Origin of the sequence: Sapientia aquatica (genome assembly GCF_004358105.1) — a bacterium.
Lineage (GTDB): Bacteria > Pseudomonadota > Gammaproteobacteria > Burkholderiales > Burkholderiaceae_D > Solimicrobium > Solimicrobium aquaticum.
The window spans coordinates 51248-73306 of the sequence record NZ_SMYL01000002.1 but is presented as its reverse complement, the minus strand read 5'-3'; the positions used below and the strand labels follow the sequence as shown (position 1 = coordinate 73306).

16 protein-coding genes and 1 other RNA gene are annotated in these 22059 nt (G+C 48.3%); 4 read left to right on the top strand and 13 right to left on the bottom strand.

What is annotated here, in order from left to right; all coding sequences use genetic code 11:
- Positions 1 to 32: 32 nt before the first annotated feature.
- The 8 genes from mraY to rnpB all read right to left on the bottom strand — a co-directional run bounded on the left by mraY (position 33) and on the right by rnpB (position 8544).
- Complete coding sequence (mraY, locus tag E2I14_RS04470) at positions 33 to 1202, bottom strand: phospho-N-acetylmuramoyl-pentapeptide-transferase (protein ID WP_133325881.1); 1170 nt, start codon at positions 1200 to 1202, stop codon at positions 33 to 35.
- A 4-nt stretch (positions 1203 to 1206) separates the two neighbouring features.
- Positions 1207 to 2625, bottom strand: a complete 1419-nt coding sequence (locus E2I14_RS04465; RefSeq protein WP_133325879.1) for a UDP-N-acetylmuramoyl-tripeptide--D-alanyl-D-alanine ligase — start codon at positions 2623 to 2625, stop codon at positions 1207 to 1209.
- A complete protein-coding gene (locus E2I14_RS04460; RefSeq protein ID WP_227544591.1) occupies positions 2622 to 4169 on the bottom strand; it encodes a UDP-N-acetylmuramoyl-L-alanyl-D-glutamate--2,6-diaminopimelate ligase in 1548 nt (515 codons plus the stop codon). The genes E2I14_RS04465 and E2I14_RS04460 overlap by 4 nt, the downstream gene beginning before the upstream one ends.
- An 11-nt stretch (positions 4170 to 4180) precedes the next feature.
- Positions 4181 to 5947, bottom strand: coding sequence for a peptidoglycan D,D-transpeptidase FtsI family protein (locus tag E2I14_RS04455; protein ID WP_133325877.1), 1767 nt, complete (start codon positions 5945 to 5947; stop codon positions 4181 to 4183).
- Between the two features lie 13 nt (positions 5948 to 5960).
- On the bottom strand, positions 5961 to 6233 hold the full coding sequence (gene ftsL / locus E2I14_RS04450) for a cell division protein FtsL (protein ID WP_133325875.1): 273 nt from the start codon (positions 6231 to 6233) through the stop codon (positions 5961 to 5963).
- Entirely contained in the window at positions 6230 to 7240 is a 1011-nt protein-coding gene (gene rsmH / locus E2I14_RS04445; protein ID WP_133325873.1) for a 16S rRNA (cytosine(1402)-N(4))-methyltransferase RsmH, read from the bottom strand. Before rsmH ends, ftsL begins: the two co-directional genes overlap by 4 nt.
- 10 nt (positions 7241 to 7250) lie before the next feature.
- The gene (gene mraZ, locus E2I14_RS04440) at positions 7251 to 7679 is read right to left on the bottom strand and encodes a division/cell wall cluster transcriptional repressor MraZ (RefSeq protein ID WP_133325871.1); all 429 of its coding nucleotides are present in this window, start codon (positions 7677 to 7679) and stop codon (positions 7251 to 7253) included.
- A 499-nt stretch (positions 7680 to 8178) separates the two neighbouring features.
- Positions 8179 to 8544: RNase P RNA component class A (gene rnpB, locus E2I14_RS04435), an RNA gene on the bottom strand.
- Between the two features lie 80 nt (positions 8545 to 8624).
- Between rnpB and E2I14_RS04430 the strand changes: the two genes are divergently transcribed.
- Positions 8625 to 10385: a thiamine pyrophosphate-binding protein gene (locus E2I14_RS04430; RefSeq protein WP_133325869.1), complete on the top strand. Its 1761-nt coding sequence runs from the start codon at positions 8625 to 8627 to the stop codon at positions 10383 to 10385.
- On the opposite strand, the gene E2I14_RS04425 is transcribed toward E2I14_RS04430, so the two are convergent.
- Positions 10386 to 11150, bottom strand: a complete 765-nt coding sequence (locus tag E2I14_RS04425; protein ID WP_133325867.1) for an arylamine N-acetyltransferase family protein — start codon at positions 11148 to 11150, stop codon at positions 10386 to 10388.
- A gap of 167 nt (positions 11151 to 11317) precedes the next feature.
- Here E2I14_RS04425 and E2I14_RS04420 point away from each other — a divergent pair, with 167 nt between their 5' ends.
- Positions 11318 to 12841: a polysaccharide deacetylase family protein gene (locus E2I14_RS04420; RefSeq protein ID WP_165967747.1), complete on the top strand. Its 1524-nt coding sequence runs from the start codon at positions 11318 to 11320 to the stop codon at positions 12839 to 12841.
- Here the strand turns inward: E2I14_RS04420 and E2I14_RS04415 are convergent.
- The gene (locus tag E2I14_RS04415; RefSeq protein WP_133325863.1) at positions 12807 to 13709 is read right to left on the bottom strand and encodes a LysR family transcriptional regulator; all 903 of its coding nucleotides are present in this window, start codon (positions 13707 to 13709) and stop codon (positions 12807 to 12809) included. The genes E2I14_RS04420 and E2I14_RS04415 overlap by 35 nt on opposite strands.
- A 131-nt stretch (positions 13710 to 13840) precedes the next feature.
- Between E2I14_RS04415 and E2I14_RS04410 the strand changes: the two genes are divergently transcribed.
- On the top strand, positions 13841 to 14503 hold the full coding sequence (locus E2I14_RS04410) for an NAD(P)-dependent oxidoreductase (protein ID WP_133325861.1): 663 nt from the start codon (positions 13841 to 13843) through the stop codon (positions 14501 to 14503).
- 75 nt (positions 14504 to 14578) lie between these two features.
- Here E2I14_RS04410 and E2I14_RS04405 read toward each other — a convergent pair whose 3' ends face one another.
- Positions 14579 to 18322 (bottom strand): DUF748 domain-containing protein, encoded by a 3744-nt coding sequence (locus tag E2I14_RS04405; RefSeq protein ID WP_133325859.1) that lies wholly within the window; start codon positions 18320 to 18322, stop codon positions 14579 to 14581.
- Positions 18323 to 18533: 211 nt separating this feature from the next.
- Positions 18534 to 20069 (bottom strand): peptide MFS transporter, encoded by a 1536-nt coding sequence (locus E2I14_RS04400; RefSeq protein ID WP_206105578.1) that lies wholly within the window; start codon positions 20067 to 20069, stop codon positions 18534 to 18536.
- Positions 20070 to 20480: 411 nt separating this feature from the next.
- Here E2I14_RS04400 and E2I14_RS04395 point away from each other — a divergent pair, with 411 nt between their 5' ends.
- On the top strand, positions 20481 to 21323 hold the full coding sequence (locus E2I14_RS04395) for an undecaprenyl-diphosphate phosphatase (protein ID WP_133325857.1): 843 nt from the start codon (positions 20481 to 20483) through the stop codon (positions 21321 to 21323).
- A gap of 66 nt (positions 21324 to 21389) precedes the next feature.
- Here E2I14_RS04395 and E2I14_RS04390 read toward each other — a convergent pair whose 3' ends face one another.
- A complete protein-coding gene (locus E2I14_RS04390) occupies positions 21390 to 21926 on the bottom strand; it encodes a TIGR00645 family protein (RefSeq protein WP_133325855.1) in 537 nt (178 codons plus the stop codon).
- Positions 21927 to 22059: the final 133 nt, after the last annotated feature.

The following is a 22059-nucleotide window of genomic DNA, read 5'->3' as shown; positions in this document are numbered from 1 at the left end:
TCGTAACCTGATTTTAAAATTGAGTCGTTAATTCAACGTAACTTCAACGTCGATAATCCCAGCAAAACCAACATCATCGTAATAATCCAAAAGCGCACAACGACTTGCGTTTCTTTCCAGCCTTTTTGTTCAAAATGATGATGCAAAGGTGCCATTAAAAATAATCGCTTACCAGTACCAAATTTTTTCTTGGTGAATTTAAAGTAGCCGACTTGTAGCATTACCGAAATGGTCTCAACCACAAACACGCCGCCCATCATAAACAACACGATTTCTTGGCGAACGATGACTGCAATCGTGCCAAGCGCGCCGCCTAGGGCCAACGCTCCCACATCACCCATAAAGACTTGCGCGGGATAAGCGTTGAACCATAAGAACGCCAAACCAGCACCGGCCATAGCGCCGCAGAAAATCAGCAATTCCCCCGCGCCCGGAATATGCGGCAACAATAAATATTTTGAATACGTCGCATTGCCGGTCACATAGGCAAACAGACCTAACGCACTGCCAACCATCACTGTCGGCATAATCGCCAAACCATCCAAACCATCGGTTAAATTGACCGCATTACTAGTCCCCACAATTACAAAATAGGTCAGCGCAATAAAGCCCCAGACACCTAGGGGATAGCTAATTGTTTTAAAAAACGGCACAATCAAATCGGCCTTGTTTGGTAAATCCAGCGTGAAACCCGATTCCACCCATTGCACAAAAATACCTAGGAATTGACCGTTAGATGGCGCTGACACCGAGAACGCCAAATAAATCGCGGCGATCAATCCGATCAAGGATTGCCAAAAATATTTCTCTGCCGATGCCATGCCTTTTGGATCTTTAAACACCACCTTGCGGTAATCATCGACCCAACCAATCGCACCAAATCCCAGCGTCACTAGCAACAATACCCACACAAAACGATTACTTAAATCAGCCCACAGCAAAGTCGAAATACCGATCGAAATCAGTAGCAAAACGCCGCCCATCGTTGGCGTGCCGGATTTAATCAAATGCGTTTGTGGACCGTCGGTACGCACTGCTTGCCCAACTTTTAATCGAGTCAACATACGGATCACGCCAGGGCCCGCCGCCAAGCCGATGGTGATCGCAGTCAAGGTGGCAAACACCGCGCGGAACGTAATGAAATTAAATACGCGGAACACGCCAACGTCTTGCTGAAAATATTGAGCTAGCCAAAGCAACATAGAACTATCTTTCTGAATTCATTAAATAAGCGACTACACGTTCCATCTTCATGAAACGCGATCCTTTGATTAAAACGGTACTGCTATTTGTCGCACTGTCGTCCAAGGCTTTGAACAGTGCTTCGATCTGCTCAAAATGCTCAGCCGACTCACCAAATACTGCGCTGCTGTTACGCGCCAATTCGCCTAAGGTATATAAAATATCGATGCCGCGTTGCTTGGCGTAACGACCAATTTCATCGTGATAAGCGGGCCCATCGACCCCGACTTCGCCCATATCACCGAGCACTAAAATCTTCTGCCCTTGTGCTTGCGCTAAAACATCAATCGCAGCGCGCACGGAATCGGGATTAGCGTTGTACGTGTCGTCAATAATGGTGGCTAAGTTGGCGGCTTCTTTCTTTTGCAAGCGACCAGACACTGGTTTGAAATTTTCTAAACCGGCGATGATGGACGCAACACTGCAGCCAATTGCATGGGTACATGCAATTGCGGCCAAAGCGTTATTTACGTTATGCAAGCCGGCTGCATGGAGTTGAACCGAAAATTGATCATGGCCGATACGCACTGCCAGTTGACTGCCAAATACACTCGCTTCATAGGTAGCAGAAACATCCGCTTGAGTAGTTTGATTAGCGTGATCTACAACACCAAATGTCACCACGCGACGCTGACCAGCGTAGCCACGCCATAAGCTAGTGAATTCATCATTAGCCGGGAACACGGCGACACCATCTTCCGGCAAGCTCAAAATCACTGCGCCATTTTCGATTGCTACCGCTTGCACGCTCTGCATAAATTCTTGGTGTTCGCGTTGTGCATTGTTGACAAGGCCAACGGTTGGCAAGGCGATTTTGGTCAGCTCAGCGATTTCACCAGGGTGATTCATGCCCAACTCAATGACTGCAGCTTGATGCTGCGCGCTCAATCGGAAAATCGTTTGCGGAACGCCAATGTCATTATTTAGATTTCCTTGAGTCGCCAAGGAATGTTCAGCACCAAACGTTGCAGCGAGAATGGAAGCGATCATTTCTTTTACCGTCGTCTTGCCATTACTGCCGGTAACGCCGATAACAGGCAACGAAAACTGCGCGCGCCAGAACCGGCCGATTTCACCTAATGCGATGCGGGTATCGGCCACCACTAAGGCGGGAATCGGGAAATTTTCTGGAACACGTTCCACCACGACCGCACCAGCGCCCTGCTGTGCCACGTCCGCTAAGAAATCATGAGCATCAAACTTTTCGCCGCGCAACGCCACGAACAAGCAACCGGGAGTAATTTTGCGGCTGTCGGTCACCACGCCACGAATAGTCAAATCATGGATGGATAAATCGTTAGCCAACGCGTCTTTTTCACTGACTTTTAAGCAGCTAATATTTTTTTTGATTTGCGCTAAATTAGCTTGCAACGTGGATGTCATTGTCCACTCCCTTTAAAAGTCATTCCCGCCAAATTGCCCATGTCGGCTAGCGCAATTTGTGCGTGCTCAACATCTGAGAACGGGAATTTTTTACCATTAATTTCTTGATAGGCTTCGTGCCCTTTACCCGCTAATAGCACGACATCGTTTTTATCGGCATGCTTAATGGCATACAAAATCGCTTTCGCTCTGTCGATTTCCAACAGGGGCGCGGGCATACGAGTTGAGGAAATGCCGGCGGCGATTTGAGCGATGATGCCCTCCGGATTTTCGCTGCGCGGATTGTCGCTAGTCACGATAATTTCATCGGCCAATTCGGCAATCTGGCCCATGACTGATCGCTTGCCGGGATCACGATCACCACCACATCCAAACACACACCACAATTTACCTTGGCGATCACGGGCGACTTCTTTTAAGTTCAACAATGTTTTTTCTAAGGCGTCCGGCGTATGCGCGTAATCAATGATGACTAAGGCGCGGCCGGGAGAGCTGAGTTGCTCCATACGGCCAGCAACTGGATTGAGCTGCTCAATTGCATTAATCGCGTCGCGCCACTCAACGCCCTTGGCAAACAACGTTGCCAGCACCGCCAAGACGTTGCTAACGTTAAAGCGCCCAATCATTTTGACTTTAACGTTACCCGAGCCAAATGGGGAATCGAGGTGAAAGCTAGTTCCACCGATCACGCTGCGAATTGCGCTGGCTTTTAGCAATTGATTGACGTGTGAATTAACGTCGACTTGATCTTCAACCGTATAGCCGATTACCGCAGTTTTGCGCGTTTGGCACAATTGAGCCAAACGGATGCCATAGGCATCATCCAAATTAACGACCGCTGTTTTGAGCTCAGCCCAAGTGAACAATTTGGTTTTAGCGGCTTCGTAATTGGCCATATCACCATGAAAATCAAGGTGATCGCGGGTAAAATTGGTCAACACTGCAACATCAATATGCATGCCATTCATGCGCCCTTGCACTAAGCCGATAGACGAGGCTTCAATCGCGATTGCGCCAGAACCAAGTGCACGCTGCGCGCTGATTTTTTGCTGTAATTGAATGGCGTCAGGTGTAGTGAATCCGGTTACATCGAAATTGGTGGGGAAACCACTTTTCACCAAGCCGATGCCTAATGTCCCAACGACTGTGGTCGGCGTTCTTAAGCTAGCCAAGGCACTTCCTAGCCATTGAGTGCACGATGTTTTACCATTGGTTCCGGTGACCGCAACAGTAAACATTGCTGCATCCGGTTGTCCAAAATAGCTGTTAGCAATAAAGCCTGAATTCCACAGCAATTCGCCCACGCCGATATGGGGCACGTCCCATGCTGGGTTCCAAGTGAAATCATTTTCCTCAAAAACGATGCCACTAGCACCGCGCTCGATCGCTTGATCTATGTAATTGCGTCCATCGGCATTACCAACTGGATAGGCAAAAAATACATCGCCGACTTCGACCTTGCGGGAATCGGAGACTAATTTCAGTGGTTGATTGCTGCCCAACTGATTAAGCCACGCAACCACTTTTAAAACGTTTGAATTCATTGTCGTGTTCATCACATTATGTCTCCCAAACCATTGTCGGGAAGCACGCTGGTAACTGTTGTGTCGGGTGCCACATTCAAGGTACGTAGTGCGTTAGCGGTAATTGTGGAGAACAAAGGCGCGGCAACCGATCCACCAAAATGCGGGCCGGATGGATCGGGTTCATCAATCATCACTGCCACAATAATGCGCGGATTGGACACGGGCGCAAAGCCGCAGAACGATGCGATGTATTTACGCACATATTGACCACGCTCGACTTTGTAAGCGGTTCCAGTTTTACCAGCAACCCGATATCCAGGCACGCGGGCGCGAATTGCACTGCCTTCCGGACCGGTTACGGTTTCCAACATCGCGCGCATTTCTAATGCTGTTTTCACTGAGAAAATACGTTCTGGCACAGGCGACTGGGTCGTTTTTTTAAACGTCAACGGAATCAATTCACCGTCACGCGCAAAGATGGTGTAAGCATGCGCTAACTGAATTGTCGATGCCGACAAGCCGTGTCCATAGCTCATGGTCGCTTGCTCAATCGGACGCCATGTTTTGTAGTTCTTCAAACGGCCAGTAGCCGCGCCAGGGAAATCAAATTTAGGCGCCTGACCGAAGCCAACTTTGGTAAACAACTCCCACATTTCTTGCGCTGGCATTTGCAAGGCAATTTTGGCGGTGCCGATGTTGGATGATTTTTCGATGATTTGCGACACTGTTAAGGCGGCGCTCTCGTGCGCATCGCCAATACTTTGCGTACCGATTTTCATTTTCCCGGCGGTTTGGAACACGGTTTCTGGTTTGACTCGATTAGTCTCTAAAGCCAACGAAATCGTAAACGGCTTCATCACCGAACCTGGCTCATAGGCATCCGTCATAATCCGATTGCGCAACTGCGCGCCAGTTAAATCAGCACGTTGATTCGGATTGTAGGAAGGCAGATTGGCCAAGGCTAAAATTTCGCCGGTTTGCACATCCACCACGACCACACCACCTGCTTTGGCGTGGAATTTTTCTATCGTTTCTTTTAGCTGCGCGTAAGCCAAATATTGAATTTTGCTATCAATGGAGAGTACCAATTCTTTACCATCGTGCGGCTCATTGACGGCGCGCAAATCTTCGACGATACGCCCCAAACGATCTTTGATCACGCGGCGACTACCTAGCTTACCGGCCAAACTGGCTTGCTCGGCCAACTCCATGCCTTCTTGACCGGCATCTTCCACATTGGTAAAGCCGACCACATGCGCCATCGCTTCACCTTCAGGATAGAAACGCTTATATTCTTTGCGGGTTTCAATCCCGTTGATACCAAGCGCTACGATCTTATCGGCCGTCGTCTGCTCTACTTGGCGTTTGAGATAAACAAACTGCCGGTCAGAATCGAGCTTCTTGCGTAAATCAGCATCGCTCATTTCTAATAAGGCAGCCAATTGCGCGATCTTTTCTTTAGGTTCCGCTAGCACATCTTCTGGAATCGCCCAGATCGCCTTAACAGGTACCGATGAAGCTAACACCACACCGTTTCGATCTGTGATTTTGCCGCGCGTGGCAGGCAATTCGATCGTGCGGGCGTAACGCGATTCACCTTGCTTTTGCAGAAAATCGGTACTCATGGCTTGCAGCCAAAATGCGCGACTCACTAATGCGATAAAACCGATAAATAAGCCAAACATCACCAAGCGCGAACGCCAAGCAGACAGCTTTAAAGCGAGCACCGGATTTTTAGAAAACGGAACTCCTTTCGCTGTAGCGTTGCGTGCGGTTGGACGAGATTTGCTGCTCATTTTGGTATTTGGCTCACTTAGTGTTTAGGGTGATGTATTGGGTGCGGTCATTCGTCACCGGCACCATGTTTAAATCTTTAATCGCATTAGCTTGAATACGTTCATGCTTACCTAGGTTGGACTGATCCAATTGCAATTGCGACCATTCCACTTCTAACTGCCGCGCTTCGGTTTGGGAGCGCTCTAATTCAATAAACAAATGGCGCGCTTGGTATTGGGTTTTGACCAAAATCAACGCGCAGGCCAACAAAGCGATTAGCAGCAACACATTTAGCCTACCGTTCATGCTGCCGTACCCGATTCAACGCTAATTAATCGCTGCGCCACGCGCATGATGGCAGAGCGTGCGCGCGGATTAGCTTCGACTTCGGCATCGCTTGGCTTAACACGACCGAGCAATTTCATCAGCGGTTGCGGTAAATTTTCAGTACGAATTGGCAAGCGACGATCAGGTTGCTTTACCACCGCCTTGGAAGCCATAAACTGCTTGACGATGCGATCTTCTAAAGAATGAAAGCTAATCACCACCAACTTGCCACTGGGCGCTAATAAATCAAACGATTGCGCTAAGCCGCTTTCAAGGTCTTCAAGCTCTTGGTTGATGAAAATCCGGATAGCCTGGAAGGTGCGAGTGGCCGGATCTTTACCCTTTTCACGCGTCTTGACGGTACTTGCCACGAGTTCGGCAAGCTCTCGTGTGGTTGAAATTGGTGCTGTCTGTCGGCGAGCAATAATCGCCTTTGCAATCTGAAAAGCAAACCGTTCTTCCCCATAATTTTTTACAACCTCCTCTATATGTTTTTCCGTCGCTGTCTCTAACCAAGTTGCTGCTGACATACCGCGAGTGGTATCCATGCGCATATCGAGTGGACCATCGGCGCGAAAACTAAAACCACGGGCCGCATCATCGACCTGTGGGGATGAAATTCCTAAATCCATCAACACGCCGTCCACTTGCGTAATGCCCAGCGCGTGCAACTCGTCGCGCATGGCGGCAAAACTGTTATGGACGATGGAAAAACGTGGATCGTTAATTTGATTGGCGTTGGCGATTGCCTGCAAGTCTTTATCGAAGGCGATTAAGCGTGCGCCGGGTGCGAGTTGAGATAACAGCAAACGGCTGTGGCCGCCGCGACCAAATGTACCGTCTATATAGATGCCGTCATCTTTGAGCGGATGCAGCGCTGCAATAGCTTCATCGAGCAGCACGGTGCTGTGCGCAAAGGCCGCCGCAGCATCGAAAGATGACTGTGCTGCGTTGGTAGTTTGATCGGAAGTTGAGGGAGTAGTCATGCGCCCCTCATTAGAAAGAGAAATTACTCAATACGTCTGGCATGCCATTAGCAATCGCTTGCGCTTCGCTGTCGGCTAATTTTTGGGCATTCCAGACTTCAAAATGCGTGCCCATGCCCAGCATCATCACATCGCGGCTTAATTCAACCGCGTCACGCAGTTCTGGTGCCACCAAGATACGGCCAGCGCCATCCATTTCGACATCGCAGGCGTTACCCAAGAAAATCCGCTGCCAAGCGCGTGCCGACATAGGCCATTGGGCGATTTCGGCGCGATGCGTTTCCCACGTTGGACGCGGGAACAGCAACAAGCAGCCGTGTGGATGGCGGGTCAAGGTCACGCGCCCTTCGCACTGAACTAACAAGGCGTCACGATGCTTGGCTGGGATAGACATCCGGCCTTTCACATCGAGAGTTAGTGCTGACGCGCCTTGAAACACGGGAAACCTCTTTTTAATCGCTTAATTTGGCCACTGTAAAATGGGTAAAATTCGTCATTTCATCCCACTTTTATACACTTTTTCACACAGGCTCCCACTGTAGAGGAGGAATTTCACGTGGTCAAGCGAAATAAAGCGGAAAAACACGATTTTTTATAATGAAGTCAAGGACTTAGCGCAATCTGCTAAAGAATCAAATAAATGAAATAATGCGTAAAATTAAGCACTTAGCAAATACTGTGAAAGTTAAGGATTAGCTGTACACATGGTTATCCGGATTTTCGATCGCTGACCATCATCGAAAATCAGATAAAAACTGTGTTGCTTTGGAGCGAATTAACGCGAGAGCGGAAATTGATGAGGAATGCTGCTAAAACCGATTAATCGGGGCAGAAAAAAGCTTAACTGAATCAACCTTGCGCCCACCAACACCGCCAACTACGGGGGGGACAAAAGGTCAAAAAAGGCTCAAAAAAGGCCACTGAGGCGATCAAAAATAAAGTGAAGCAAGCCGATAGGCCGGATTCTGTTACGACTGGCTCTATTGCTAAAGCCGGTTATGACAGTCATTCCTCTAGGCCTTGAATTACTCCAAGGCTCAAGCTTTCTACCCGCACGCTCCGCGAGCAGCATCAATGCGTGCCTATTTGAAATTGCTCCGAGTGGAGGTTACCGCGTTTCACCGTAACTAAATACGCTCGTCTCTGTGGCCCTATTCCTCGCCTTATATCTTGGGCTTGCGCTTGCGACTTTCGGCGGACGGTCGTTAACCGTCACCCTGCTCTATGGAGTCCGGACCTTCCTCCCGTCCTGCTGCATTTGTATAGACAAATACAACAAAACCAGCGACTGTCTGGCTTGCTTCGGGCGAGATTTTAACTCAATTCACCTTAGCAAGGCGCTTTTCTGGTAGCGTAGCAATTTTTCCCACAAGCACTTTTAGCCATGACGAACCCAACTTCTAGCTCAAACTCCCCCGCTTCCAACCCATCCCGCTCCGGCGGTCAACTGATTGTTGATGCCCTGCAAATTCATGGCGTCGATACGATTTTTGGTGTTCCGGGTGAGAGTTATTTGCCAGTGCTGGATGCGTTGCATGAGCATAAAAGCAATGCTAAAGGTCTGGACAAACCGATTCGCTTCATCATCAATCGTCAAGAAGGTGGCTCGGCTTTCATGGCTGAAGCCTACGGTAAGTTAACCGGCAAACCGGGGATTTGCTTTGTTACCCGCGGCCCAGGTGCGACAAATGCATCCATCGGCGTGCACACGGCTTACCAAGATTCCACCCCGATGATTTTATTCATCGGTCAAGTTGGCAACGATTTTGTTGAGCGCGAAGCGTTTCAAGAAATTGATTATCGTCGCATGTACGGCCAAATGGCCAAATGGGTGGCGCAAATTGACCGCGCTGATCGAGTGCATGAATACGTGGCGCGCGCCTTCCAAGTAGCCACCAGCGGTCGGCCCGGGCCGGTCGTATTGGCCCTGCCTGAAGACATGTTGTCGCAGCAAGTGCCAATCAACGCGATTCCTGCGATGCGTCACTACCAAGCGGTGCAAGCCTCGCCTAGCCAAGCGCAAATCGATGAATTAAAAACACGCCTATCCAAAGCAAAACGCCCGGTCGTAATTTTGGGCGGCGGCGGGTGGAATAAACAAGCCTGTGCTAATTTGCGCCACTTTGCCGAGCAACAAAAACTTCCCATCGCCTGCGCGTTTCGCTTTCAGGATTTATTCGACAACCAACATCCAAACTATATCGGCGACGTTGGTATTGGAATTAATCCCAAGCTCGCTGAGCGCATCAAACAATCCGATTTGGTCATCGCCATCGGCCCGCGTTTGGGGGAAATGACCACGAGCGGCTACAGCATTCTTGAAGCGCCAGTCCCCAAGCAAAGCTTGATTCACATTCATAGCGATGCCTTAGAACTGGGACGGGTGTATCAAGCCGATATGTTGCTCAATAGTGGCATGGCGCAGATCGCAGAATCGTTAGCCGCCTTGCCGACCTTGGATTCCAGCGCTTGGCAAGCCAGCGTTGCACAAGCGCGCGCGGAATACGAAGCCAATCAGGGTCCATCGGCGATTTTCAAAGACGGCAACCATCCGCTCAATTTGTGGGAATGCGTCCAAGAACTCAATCGCCAAGTTCCCGCAGACACCATCATCACCAACGGTGCAGGTAACCACACCACCTGGGCACACCGCTACTATCGCTATGGCGAAATGCGTACCCAATTGGCACCGACTTCGGGCGCCATGGGCTACAGCGTGCCTTCTGGAATCGCGGCTAAAATCACCCATCCTGAGCGCACCGTCATTACGTTTGCAGGGGACGGTGAATTTATGATGAACGGCCAAGAACTCGCCACCGCCGCGCAATACCGCGCCGGCGTGGTGATCCTTCTGTTTAACAACGGCATGTACGGCACGATACGCATGCACCAAGAACGCGAATTCCCAAATCGCCAAGTCGGTACCGAATTGCATAATCCCGACTTCGCCGCCCTAGCGCGCGCTTACGGCGGATCGGGCGAGATTGTGACGAAGACCGACCAATTCGGCCCAGCGCTGAGCCGCGCTTTAGCGTTCAGCCGCGAGCATTCGTTGCCAGCTTTGATTGAATTGCGGTATGACGTGAATTTGATTACGCCGGGCGCTACCCTGGATGCAATCCGCGATGCCGCGTTGAGTAAGTAATTACCAATGTAATCCAAATTCCTCACGCAGAATCTGCGAACGATTTTCTGTGCTGAGGAGTTGTTTGGATTCTTGACCGTTTTCGATTTTTTTAAACCGATTACCAAAGGCGATTTTCCGTCCCGTTGGTGTGCAAATGGCGACCAATAATTTGCGGGTAAAAATAGAATCAGGGTGAGTGGAATTGAAGTAGTTGGCGGGGGCGAAGTCGGCCCAATTCTGCGGGGTTAGATCAAATCCGTACAACTCTTCCCAAGCTGCTTTATTGTGCATTTTTAGTATCAGCTCATTTTCTTGGTCTAAGCTCAGCATAAACAGTTCGCCATCTTGATTAACTTCAAGGTCTAAAGCGCTCAAGCGGATCGGTGCGCGAATACCGTAGCCGCCGAATCCTAAATCACAGAGCCATTTTTCGCCTTGCAACTTAGCCACCAAGGCCATGTGGGTTTTGGGCTTTCTCGCGCCGTGGGTAATAGGACGAGCCGCGATAAAGAAGTAAGGAATGCTCAATGCTGCCAGCGCCATGGCGAACAAGCCATTTACTTCGTAGCAATAACCGCCGCGCTGTTGGTGAAGGATTTTCTGAACGATGTCGTTCGGGTTAAGCGAAATAATTTTTCCATCTTGGATATCCAAATTTTCAAATGGAACGCTCAATAACTGACGGCGCATTAACGCCGTCACTGTCGCCAAGTTGGGCTTGGCTTCACCTTGATAATCAATTCGCTTGAAATATGCCTCTAATGAAAATAATGAATTTTCCATCACTTAGCGCCTTTTCTCTCGATGTGAATCGAATTCGGACAACCGGAATCATTTTTCAATCCAACCGTTTCTAGCTATCATACGCACTTCGTCGGTCGCAACTTTGACGGCAATCGCTCAACCAATCTCTTTCACACTATTCCATGCTCAGCCACAATTCAATCAAAATGCCATTAAAACCTCTTGCCACCTTATGTTTTGGCGTTTATTTGACACTAACTGGCACGTCGGCTTGGACGCAATCAGCGCCGCTCTTGGCAGCTCCAGCGGAACTAAGCAAACCCGCAAATCTGATAACGCCAGAATCAACTGCTGACGTGGTGCAAAATTTAGTGAAAAATTATCGCCGCATTTTATCGCTACAAGGCTTTAGCACCAGCGCCAACATCACCCCGCCATTGCACCAAGAAGCGGTACGCGCGGGAGAATATTTATTTATCGAAAACCAGCATTTGGCCTCCAAGCTCACCGAACGATTAATTAACCACGATAAAACCAAATCCAATAGCGATATCGATGATTTCTTAGCCGCAATAAACGCACCGAACTTAAAAGATGCCGATCTATTTGCCATACGCGGCATTGCCACCGAGGTAGCAAAAAAAGCCATATTAACTCCCGCCCAAGGCAAACAATTGCGCCTAACGCTAAAAAATATCGCGAATGCACACAACAAATACGGCCAAGAATTAAGCACAGTATTGAGCCAAAAAGCGATTAGCCAAGCCAAACCAGAACGACCAGCCTGGGCCGCTTATCTCGCCGAAGTTGAGCAAGAATATCCAGCTACTAGTTTGTTAGAAGAATTAAAAAGTAATCTACCCACAGCAGAGCAACAAGTCACGCCTTCCGACAAAGGCACTGACATCATTACCCTAGCCCGTAAAAACGAATGGCAAGGCTTGCAGCTCGAAAAAGGTCAGGTGTTGATTACCTTCGATGACGGCCCGCATCCGGTATACACCAAAGAAATTTTAGCGATTTTGGCGCGCTACAAAGTCAAAGCAATCTTCTTTCAACTCGGGCAAAACTTGGGCACCGTCACGGATGGTCATGCTGAATTAACCCGTAATGAAGAAGTGGAAAAAGAAATTTTGGCAGCCGGACATGCGATCGCTAATCACAGTTTCACCCATCCATTTTTACCGAAATTAAATCAAGAGAAGGTGCAGCAAGAAATCGATAAAACGCAAGCCTTGCTCAATTTAATCATCCCTGATGACGCACAGCGCACCCACATGTTTCGCGCCCCTTACGGCGCTCGCAACTCAATGATTTTGGGTGAAATTGGCGAACGCGGGCTGCGCTCGGTATTGTGGAATGTGGATTCTCTCGATTGGTCTGACCCAGTGCCTGAATCGATCGTGCATCGAATTTTGCAAGAGTTAGAACATGCTGGTCGCGGGATTATTTTGATGCATGACATTCATCCCAAAACCGTCATCGCATTACCTATGTTGCTCGATGAGCTGATCAAACGCGATTATCATTTTGTGAACTGGGATGGGACAAATTTAGTGCCAACGAATCGTGACGAAGCGATCAAAGAAAATTCTGCACCAAGCAATGCGCCTAACAATTCTATCGACCCAAACCTTCCCAACACACCCGCCTCGCCAAGTATTACACCGATACAGGTAGCGCCGATTGTGCCGGCTAATGACGCAAAAAATCCCGATAAAACTCAATAAACGCGCGCACTTTTTGCGGCACATGGCGACCGGCTGGATATACCGCAAAAATCCCACCTTTGGGAAGTGTCCAGTCGGGTAGCAAACGCACCAAAGTTCCGCGCTCAATATCTTGTTGTGCGCTGAGCTGGTCTAACACCGAGACTCCCGCATCGTTACGCAATACCGTGCGCAAAGCGTGCGGTGAATCGACTTTAAATCGTGACTTCACTTGGATTTCGGTTGCAACACCTTCAGTAGAAAGATACGTCCAAGTCAGCGGCGTTTTGAGCAACGTTAATGCCACCCAATCTAAACACACCAAATCATCGGGATGGGTAGGCAAACTATGACGGCGCAAATACGCGGGCGAAGCAACGGTAAATTGCTCGAACTCGCCCAACTTAACCGCATACATCGACGAGTCGCGCAACCAACCAAGCCGCACCGATAAATCAATCCCACTTCCCACCAAATCGGTGACGCGCTCATCGGTGTGTAAATCAATTTGCAAACTCGGATGTATGGCCGAGAATTGCGCCAAGGCGGGGCCAAGGAATAACTCGGCATAATTAATCGTTGTTGCAATGCGCAAAGTGCCGCTTAGATCGGCTTTGGCAGCACTATGCAGATTTAACAAATCTTGCAATCCACGCAGCAGCGGTTGGCATTCTTGCGACAGATTCAACCCCGCTTCGGTCAAGATAACTTTGCGCGTTGTTCGGGTAAATAGTCGTGCGCCAAGGTGTTCTTCCAGGCGTCCAATTTCAAGGCTAACCTTGGCGGTGGATACGCCTAAACGCTGCGCCGCAGCAGTGAATCCGCCGGATTCAACGACTGCATTAAACACCACCAAATCATTCAAATCTACTTGTCCTGGCAGCGACATAATTACCTCACTGATTCGATTTTCATAATAATGAATTATGCGATCTGGCGTATATCCAAACAATGAAATCAAGCAACATATGAAACGTAATTCGTGAAATTTTGTGAACGATTGTAAAGGGATACGCAAGTATGAAAATTGTCTTAATCGGTGCCAGCGGGTTTATCGGCTCTGCCATATTAGAAGAAGCACTGTCACGTAGACATCGAGTTAAATCGCTGGTCTCAAAGCCGGCCAAACTACCTTGGAAAGTCAATCAAACCATCGTCAAAACCAATGTGCACGACACCGGCGAATTAGCCGAACAAATTTACGGATTTGATGCCGTCATCAGCGCCTTTAGTGGTCGCACGCAAACGGATGCTTACGACTATTACGTCAGCGGCGTAAAGTCGATTATTCATGCCACCAAAATGGTCAACAAGGTCAGCAAAAATGAAAAAATCGGCACGCGCTTATTAATCGTTGGCGACGCGGGCAGCTTAGAAGTTACGCCAGGCTTGCCGGTGGTCGATACCGAACTTTTTCCCCAAAAGTGGCGCTCCAGCGCACAAGGTGTGCGCGACGCGCTCGACTTACTCAAACAAGAACGTGACTTAAAGTGGACCATGCTCAGTCCGCCGACCAAGATCGAACCGGGCGTGCGCACCAGTAAATTCCGCCTCGGAAAAGATCAATTGTTAGTCGATAGCGCAGGTAAAAGTTATATATCGCTGCAAGATTACGCCGTGGCCATGATCAATGAATTAGAACATCCCAAACACACCAAAGAGCGTTTTTGCGTGGCCTATTAAACCAACGCTCACTGTCGAAAAATAGCACGCCAACACTGCATTTCCACGCGCTAGTTTTGATGTGTACGCTTTAATTTACATCTTCAGTTCAAAATCAACCCGCGTTACCGCACCGCTATCTTTTATGTCCGTTCCATTTAACTTAGGCGCGATCAGAAATAAACGCTCAGGCGCGATATGGGCCGCGTCATTAAAATAGGCCCGCACCACATTTTCACGCCGAACCGCAAGCGAGCGCAAATCGTCTTCGCTAATTTTTGTGTTCGCAATAATGAGCTTTTCCATTTCTTCCACAGGCAGCGATTTGGCTAGCCCAAGGAAGTTACGTGGCTTATCAAATTTAGCATCAGAATAAAGTCGCTCAATCGCTTTGGCACGCTCCGCTGGCGTCAGAACAGAATGCGCTGTATCGACATCAGGGCTATCAGCCTGTTTTAATTTTCTGATTTTTCGCTCCAATAATTGCGCGCGCAAACCGAGATCATCAGCGGCCAAATCTGCCCGTCCAATAATGTCTAACTTTAAGGCGGGTCGCTGTTGCAACGCACTCGCTAAGTTATCCAGTTTTGCCTTACTGGCGTCATCCAATACCGCTAGTCCAGAGGGGAATTCAATGTAAGAAAATTCTTCGCCACTACCGCCGCCTAAGGCGTGCGACAGCAAACTAAAGGGTGAAGTAATCACTTTTTCCAACACATTAAACAAGACTTTGACGATCAATCCGCCGATCGAAAACTGTGGATCGTTGATCGTGCCCGAAATCGGCAAATCCAAATTGATTTGGCCTTCGCCATCGGTCAGCAGTGAAACCAAAAATGGCACTGGCAAGCTGGTTGCGTCGGGACTATCGTTTTTCTCGCCAAAGGTAAGTTGATCTAATTTGAGCGAATTGTTGGCCGACAATTGGTTGTCTTTAATGTGATATTCCACGTCCAACGACAGCTTACCTTTGATAATTGGGTAGCCCGCGTACTTGGCTGAGTAGCTAGTTAAGCGCGGCAAATCAACGCCAGTGGCAGTCATTTTGATGTCGAGCAGCATGGGCGCAAACAGCGGATTTAAGGAACCAGAAATCGCTATCGGCGCTTCATCATCGACTTTACCGTTGAGGTCGATTGGCGCGGACTCTGCAACGTTGGAATGAATCGCACCAACCGTTCCCTGCATGCTAGCCATTCGCATCGTGTAATGCGGCTTAATGAAATTATCAGTGTAATTAATCGTGCCGCCGTTCAAACTAATTTGACCGATATTAATGACGCGCGCAATGGTTGGCGACGGCGCGACGGCGACCGGTTGAGCTACCGAAACCGACCCGGCATTGGCATCGGTGGCGCGGGCCTTATTCGAATCATCACTAACTTTAGCTGAGTTAGGCTGATCGGAGCGCACAACAATGTCATTGAGATTTAATTTTCCGCTCTCGGACAAAATAGTGCGCGCATAAAAATCATTTAACGCGATTTTTCCCAACGTAATGGTTTGCTGCTTATCCTTCAAATCAACATCAATTCCGTCAATTTGCAGCAGCTTCCATTTTAAAAAGTCATCAGAGGTTAATTTATCCAATGAACGCAAATTAGCGAGTCTCAAACCACCTTTAAATCCAAGCGCGTTCGGCGCCGACCACGCTACTTGCCCTTGGGTGCTGAATGTCCCGCCCAATAAAGTAATGTTGAGAAATTCGGTGAAATACGGCTGCAATGTGGCGACGGCAAAATTATCCAAGGAAATGTTTAATTTGGCGGCCTTGGTCGATGCGTCGCCATTAACAGAAAACTTACCCGTTTTATTGATATTGGTTTGCAGTGCCAGTTTGATCGCTTGATCCATTTGACTGGACACCTGCTCAAGTTGCGCGGATAACTTATCAAGTTTGACGCTCACTGCTGGCTGCACCGATTTATCGGCAAAGGCGAGATTGCTGTCGGTTAAGCTGATTTTAGCAATCAACGCTTGCCAAGGCGCGGACGCATTTGCTTTAGCATCAGCTTTAGCATTAGCGACCGCTTTTTGAATTGTGAGATTTTCTGCGGAGGGCATGCTTGGTGGAGCATTGGTCGCTACCGCCTTCGCATTCGGTTTGATCAAATGCACAAAGTTAAACATACCGTCAGCACCGCGGAATACATCGCCTTGCAGATGTTTAAGTTCAATTTCATCTATTTTGGCTTGCTTGGTTTCAGTCGCCAAGGACAAATTCACGATACCAATTTTGTCGGCTGAAAATGCGCCATATTCCGGCTTAGCGGCGGTCAGTTTTAATTGCTCCACTTGACCAGAGAATTCGCCCAAACTGATGTTCGCATCGCGCACCGCTATGTGAGTTTTAAATCCTAATAAGCCACTAACGCTTGCGGCTAAGTGCTGAGTTAAATAAGGCTGATAATCCGCTAGCGCCAAGTCAGCCAATTCTAATTGCCCAGAAACAGCAGCGTGCGCGACATCGGCAGTGCCCGAGAAAGTCAGCCTTTGCTTGCCTTCGTCACCGATTCCAATCGTTATTACGGCCGCCTCAGCTTGTGCGCTCGTTGACAGTTTTTGTGCGTCAATAGCGATATTGGCGAGCTGGATTTCCAAGGTCGGCACCGCGTTGGCGGCATCAGACCAATGCAGCACGCCTTTGCTCAAGGAAAAATTAGTGAGCGAGAAAACTGGCTTAGTCGCATTCGCCGCTTCAGGTTTGGCAGTTGCTTCTTTGTTCGTAACTTTGGCACCTAATGCTTTATCGCCCGACTCTGCACCAGCAACCGTTTTTGGCGCTTGCAAGGCTTGCCAGTTGAGCTGGCCCTGTTGATTTAAGCTGGCCCAAATTTGTGGCTGCACGATCTTGAGCGTATCCAATTGGATATTTTTGGTTAATAAATTCGCTTCGTGAATCCCGATCTTAATTGCCTCAGCCTTTACCAATGGCGCTCCGCTTTGGTCGGACAATGCCAGATCATTCAAACTAGCCGTGCCGGATAAGGTCACGTTTTGGCTATTCTTTTGGGCGATAAAATGCAATTCCAGTTGCGAGGAAAACTTGGCTGAATCCACGTTGAGCGGCAAGGACTTGGGTAAAAACGGCATGATCTGAGTTACGTCAAACCGGTTGACATCAATCGCCAGAATCGTTTCATGGCTATCGACAAACGGCTTGGTGCGCGCTTTAAGCTCCAAAAAACTTCCATCCACCTTGGCCGATAAATGCGGCTCCACAAAGATATCGGTCGAGCTAGAAAAGTTGGATATAAACGGCACGCCAAGCGCTAAGGCATCAATCTGAACTTGTTTGTTGACGACTTGATCGTCAAAATGGATTGCGCCATCCAGCACTTGGATATTCGACAATGAATACCGCACCGGATCGCCGCCCTTGCTTGGTTGCTTGGCTAAACGAGCAATGACGTCACTAAAATTGGTGATGTCCTGACCATTTTCTTGACGGCGCACCACATGGATAGACGGGTGAGTGAGTTTAATTTCGCTGATAACCGGAGCGAGTCGGAAGATTGATGCGAACGACGCTTTGACTAACAAATTATCGGCACTAACCGCCGGATTCTGTTTATCCGCCTCGTAAAACACAAAATGCGACAGCTCAACGGTGAGCGTGAGTGGATTAAAGCTTACCTCGCCCACTTTAAAAACCCGCCCGGTTTGCAGCTCAACTTGCTGTTCCAAGGTTTTTTTAAGCACCGACGGCACCGTCAACCAGCTAATCAACGCGATCAACAGCAAGCCACTCATTACGTACAGAAACCAACGCACCAAACGACTGGATTGCAGTAGGTTCAATCGGCTTAATGCGCGAGTTGCAGGCGGCGTGTTTTTCATTGGGCGATTGGAAGTTGTATGGCTAAGCGAATAGTTTAGTATAAATTTAATTCAAAATTATTACTACAAAACAATAATAACCAACTCATCGGAATTGTTAACTATGTTGAAATCAGTTTTTTTTAATCACGAATTGGCACTAGCTGTCATACGACGCCCATAAAAAAATCGCCCTAACAAGGGCGATTTTTTGTCAGCAAACCTGGAGCAATTAATGTACGCCGTGCATCTTACGCAACATCCATTTATTAATCACCATCATTCCCAAGCCAGCGCCAATCGGCAACAGCGTAAAGATCAGGAAGAATGTACTCATTGAATAGGTGGTCGAAATATCGTCAATCAAGCTACCGGTCATGCCAGCTAATTTGTTAGCAATCGCGGTCATGATGAACCACACGCCAAACATCATTCCCAACAAGCGCGCTGGGGCTAATTTACTGATGTAGGACAAGCCGACCGGAGAAACGCACAATTCGCCCATCGTGTGGAATAAATAGGCCAGCACCAACCAAATCATGCTTACTGACGCAGTCTTCGCGCCGCTTGGGATGCCGGATGCGCCGAAGGCCAACACACCAAAACCCAAACCTAGCAAAATCAGACCGGTGCCAAATTTTACCGGGCCGCTTGGCTGCCAATAGTCTTGCCACAGTTTAGAAAACAAAGGTGCCAAAATAATGATGAAGAACGAATTCAAAATACCAAACCATGTCGCGGGCACAACTGCTGAATCCGCTTCAAATTCGCGTTCTAACATCCAAATCAACAACGCCCAGACCGCCACAAAACAAATCACAATAAATAGATTAGAAAGCGGATAGCGCTTTATAGTTTGGCGCACCAAGGTATATAAAACCCAGGTCAACACCATCGTTGGCACGATCAATAACAGGGTATTGATGATTTTAAAAATAAAGCCAGCCGAGCCATCCAAAGTGCGATTGGTATAGTCAGCGGCGAAAATCGTCATCGAGCCGCCCGCTTGTTCAAAAGCCATCCAAAAGAAAACCGTAACGGCCGAAAACACACCGATCGCGATCAAGCGATCACGCACCACGTGCGCTTGCTCTTCTGGATCCGTTTTGGCAACTGGCGAATCTTTATTTACTGCGCCACCAATATCGCCAAACACGCTGCCAGCAAAATAGAACTGCAGCGCACCCAAAATCATGAAAAAGCCGGCCAAACCAAAGCCATAATTCCAAGAGATTTTCTCACCGATATAACCGCACAAAGCCATACCAAAAAACGCGCCTGAATTAACGCCCATGTAGAACAGCGTGTAACCCGCATCGCGTTTAATGTCTTCGGATTCACCTTGGCCGTATAACTGGCCAACAATGGTTGAAATATTTGGTTTGAATAAGCCAGTACCACAAACGATTAACGCTAAACCAGCATAAAACGTCATGTGCGTATCCAACGTTAAACAGATATGCCCGGCACTGATAATAAAGCCGCCGATCACCACTGCGCGCCGCGCGCCGAGCACTTTATCGGCCAAAAACCCACCTAAAATCCCCGTGACATAGACCCAAAATGTATAGGAGCCATACAGATTTAAGGCGTCAGCCCGATCCCAGCCCCAACCACCTTTCATCGCACTACTGACCAAGAATAAAACCAACAAACTACGCATACCGTAGTAAGAGAAGCGTTCCCACATTTCAGTGAAGAAGAGGAAGAACAGGCCTTCAGGATGTCCCAAAATGGGCGGGTGAGTGGAAATGGCTTTGGTATTCAATGTTGTGTCCTCTAATTGAATTGTTTTATTCGCTATACGCGTTTTTATTTGTGCCGATAAAACCGGATAAGTTTCACCAAGCAATCCTCGCTAACTGGTGCGCTGTTTCGTTCGTTTTTTACTTAACATGGATTGTCAAAAATAATCGACGCGAAAAGATAACATGAAATCCCGCGAATATTGAGCGGAAGTTATTGCACATTGCCGCATTTTTGCGGTTTTTGAGTCACTTTATGGTTGCTTCGTTATTTAATTGAAATCATCGGAACACCTCAAAGCTGAATTAGCGCGGCCAACGAATACGACTTTTAATTGATTTCTAACTCTTGATCAGCTATAAATGGCGCTGTTTTTAAGAGTGCAACACGTTCATCTCGCAAACCCCATTTAACTCACTCAAGTTATCCTCCAATGAATCTCCTTCAAATTCTGATTTTGGCCGTCATCCAAGGCGCGGCTGAGCTATTGCCTGTGTCCAGTTCCGCGCACGTCATCGTGGCGGAAAAATTAATGGGGCTCGATCCTACGTCACCAGAAATGACCTTGTTATTGGTAATGCTGCACACCGGCACCATGTTTGCCGCGATTGTTTATTTTTGGAGCGCTTGGAAGAAGACTTATTTTGAATCGAGCGGCGCGTTTCGCACCAACGTGTTGTATCTGATTGCCGCAACCGCTTTTACCGGCATCGTTGGTTTAGGGCTGTTATGGATAATCAAACACATGTTTGCGGCCAATCCAGCCGAATTCGAAGTCGAGCATTTATTTGGCATTGCGCCGCTAATGGCGGCAGCATTGGCTTCAGCTGGCGTGCTCATCATCGCCTCATCACGCATCAAAGAACAACCGTACGGACAAATCTCCATGCCTAAAGCCATCTTGATTGGCGCGGTACAAGGTTTATGCTTGCCGTTCCGCGGTTTTTCCCGCTCTGGCGCGACGATTTCGGTGGCTTTGGCTTCTGGTGTCGCACGCCGCAAGGCAGAGGAATTTAGCTTTGCGCTGAGTGTTGTGCTAACTCCTGCCGTGATTGCCAAGGAAATTTACCGCGCCTATAAATCGCACATTACCGCTGCCATTCAGCCTGATTGGGTCATGCATTTGGCGGTGCCTAGTTTGGTCGGAATGGTGTTTAGCTTTCTAGCTGGCTTGCTGGCCCTGCGTTGGTTGTCGCGCTGGTTGGAACAAGATCGCTGGCATTTCTTTGGCGGGTATTGTTTAGTCGCCGCGGGAATTGTGCTGTGGGTAGGCTAACTACTCTGCTTCAATAAAAAACGCCCGGTTGATGAACATTAACCGGGCGTTTTTTTATGTTTCAATTTAATGCGAATTCTGTTTCGAGATTACTAAAGTTTGGTTCATGATGCGATCGACCATCACCATTGCTAAGGCTGAGAGCAAAAACACGATATGGATAATCACCTGCCATTTAATCGTGTGCTCATCCATATTGGCCGCGTTGATAAAGGTCTTTAATAAATGTATCGACGAAATACCAATGATAGCCGCCGATAATTTAATCTTTAACACACCGGCATTGACGTGCGATAACCATTCCGGCTGATCCGGATGATCATCAACATGCAGGCGTGAGACAAAGGTTTCGTAGCCGCCAATAATGACCATGATCAGCAAGTTGGCGATCATCACCACATCAATTAAACCGAGCACGATGAGCATGATGGCGGTTTCGTTAATCGGCGCACTACCAAACGCGTTTTGCACCAAATGCATCAATTCACTCAAGAATAAATACACGTACACCACTTGCGCCACGATCAGCCCAAGGTAGAGCGGCGCTTGGATCCAGCGGCTCCAGAAGATAAACATTTCGAGCTTATTTACTGCTGATTTCATACGACCGTCCTGAGCAATTTAGAAGGCGTAAATTATAGCGACAAGCCGCGTGCGCCATAATGGCAAAAGAGTAATCAAATTGCGAAAAGCCAGTCAATTTATGTTTTTTTGTAAATTTTATTTTTATTGCCTT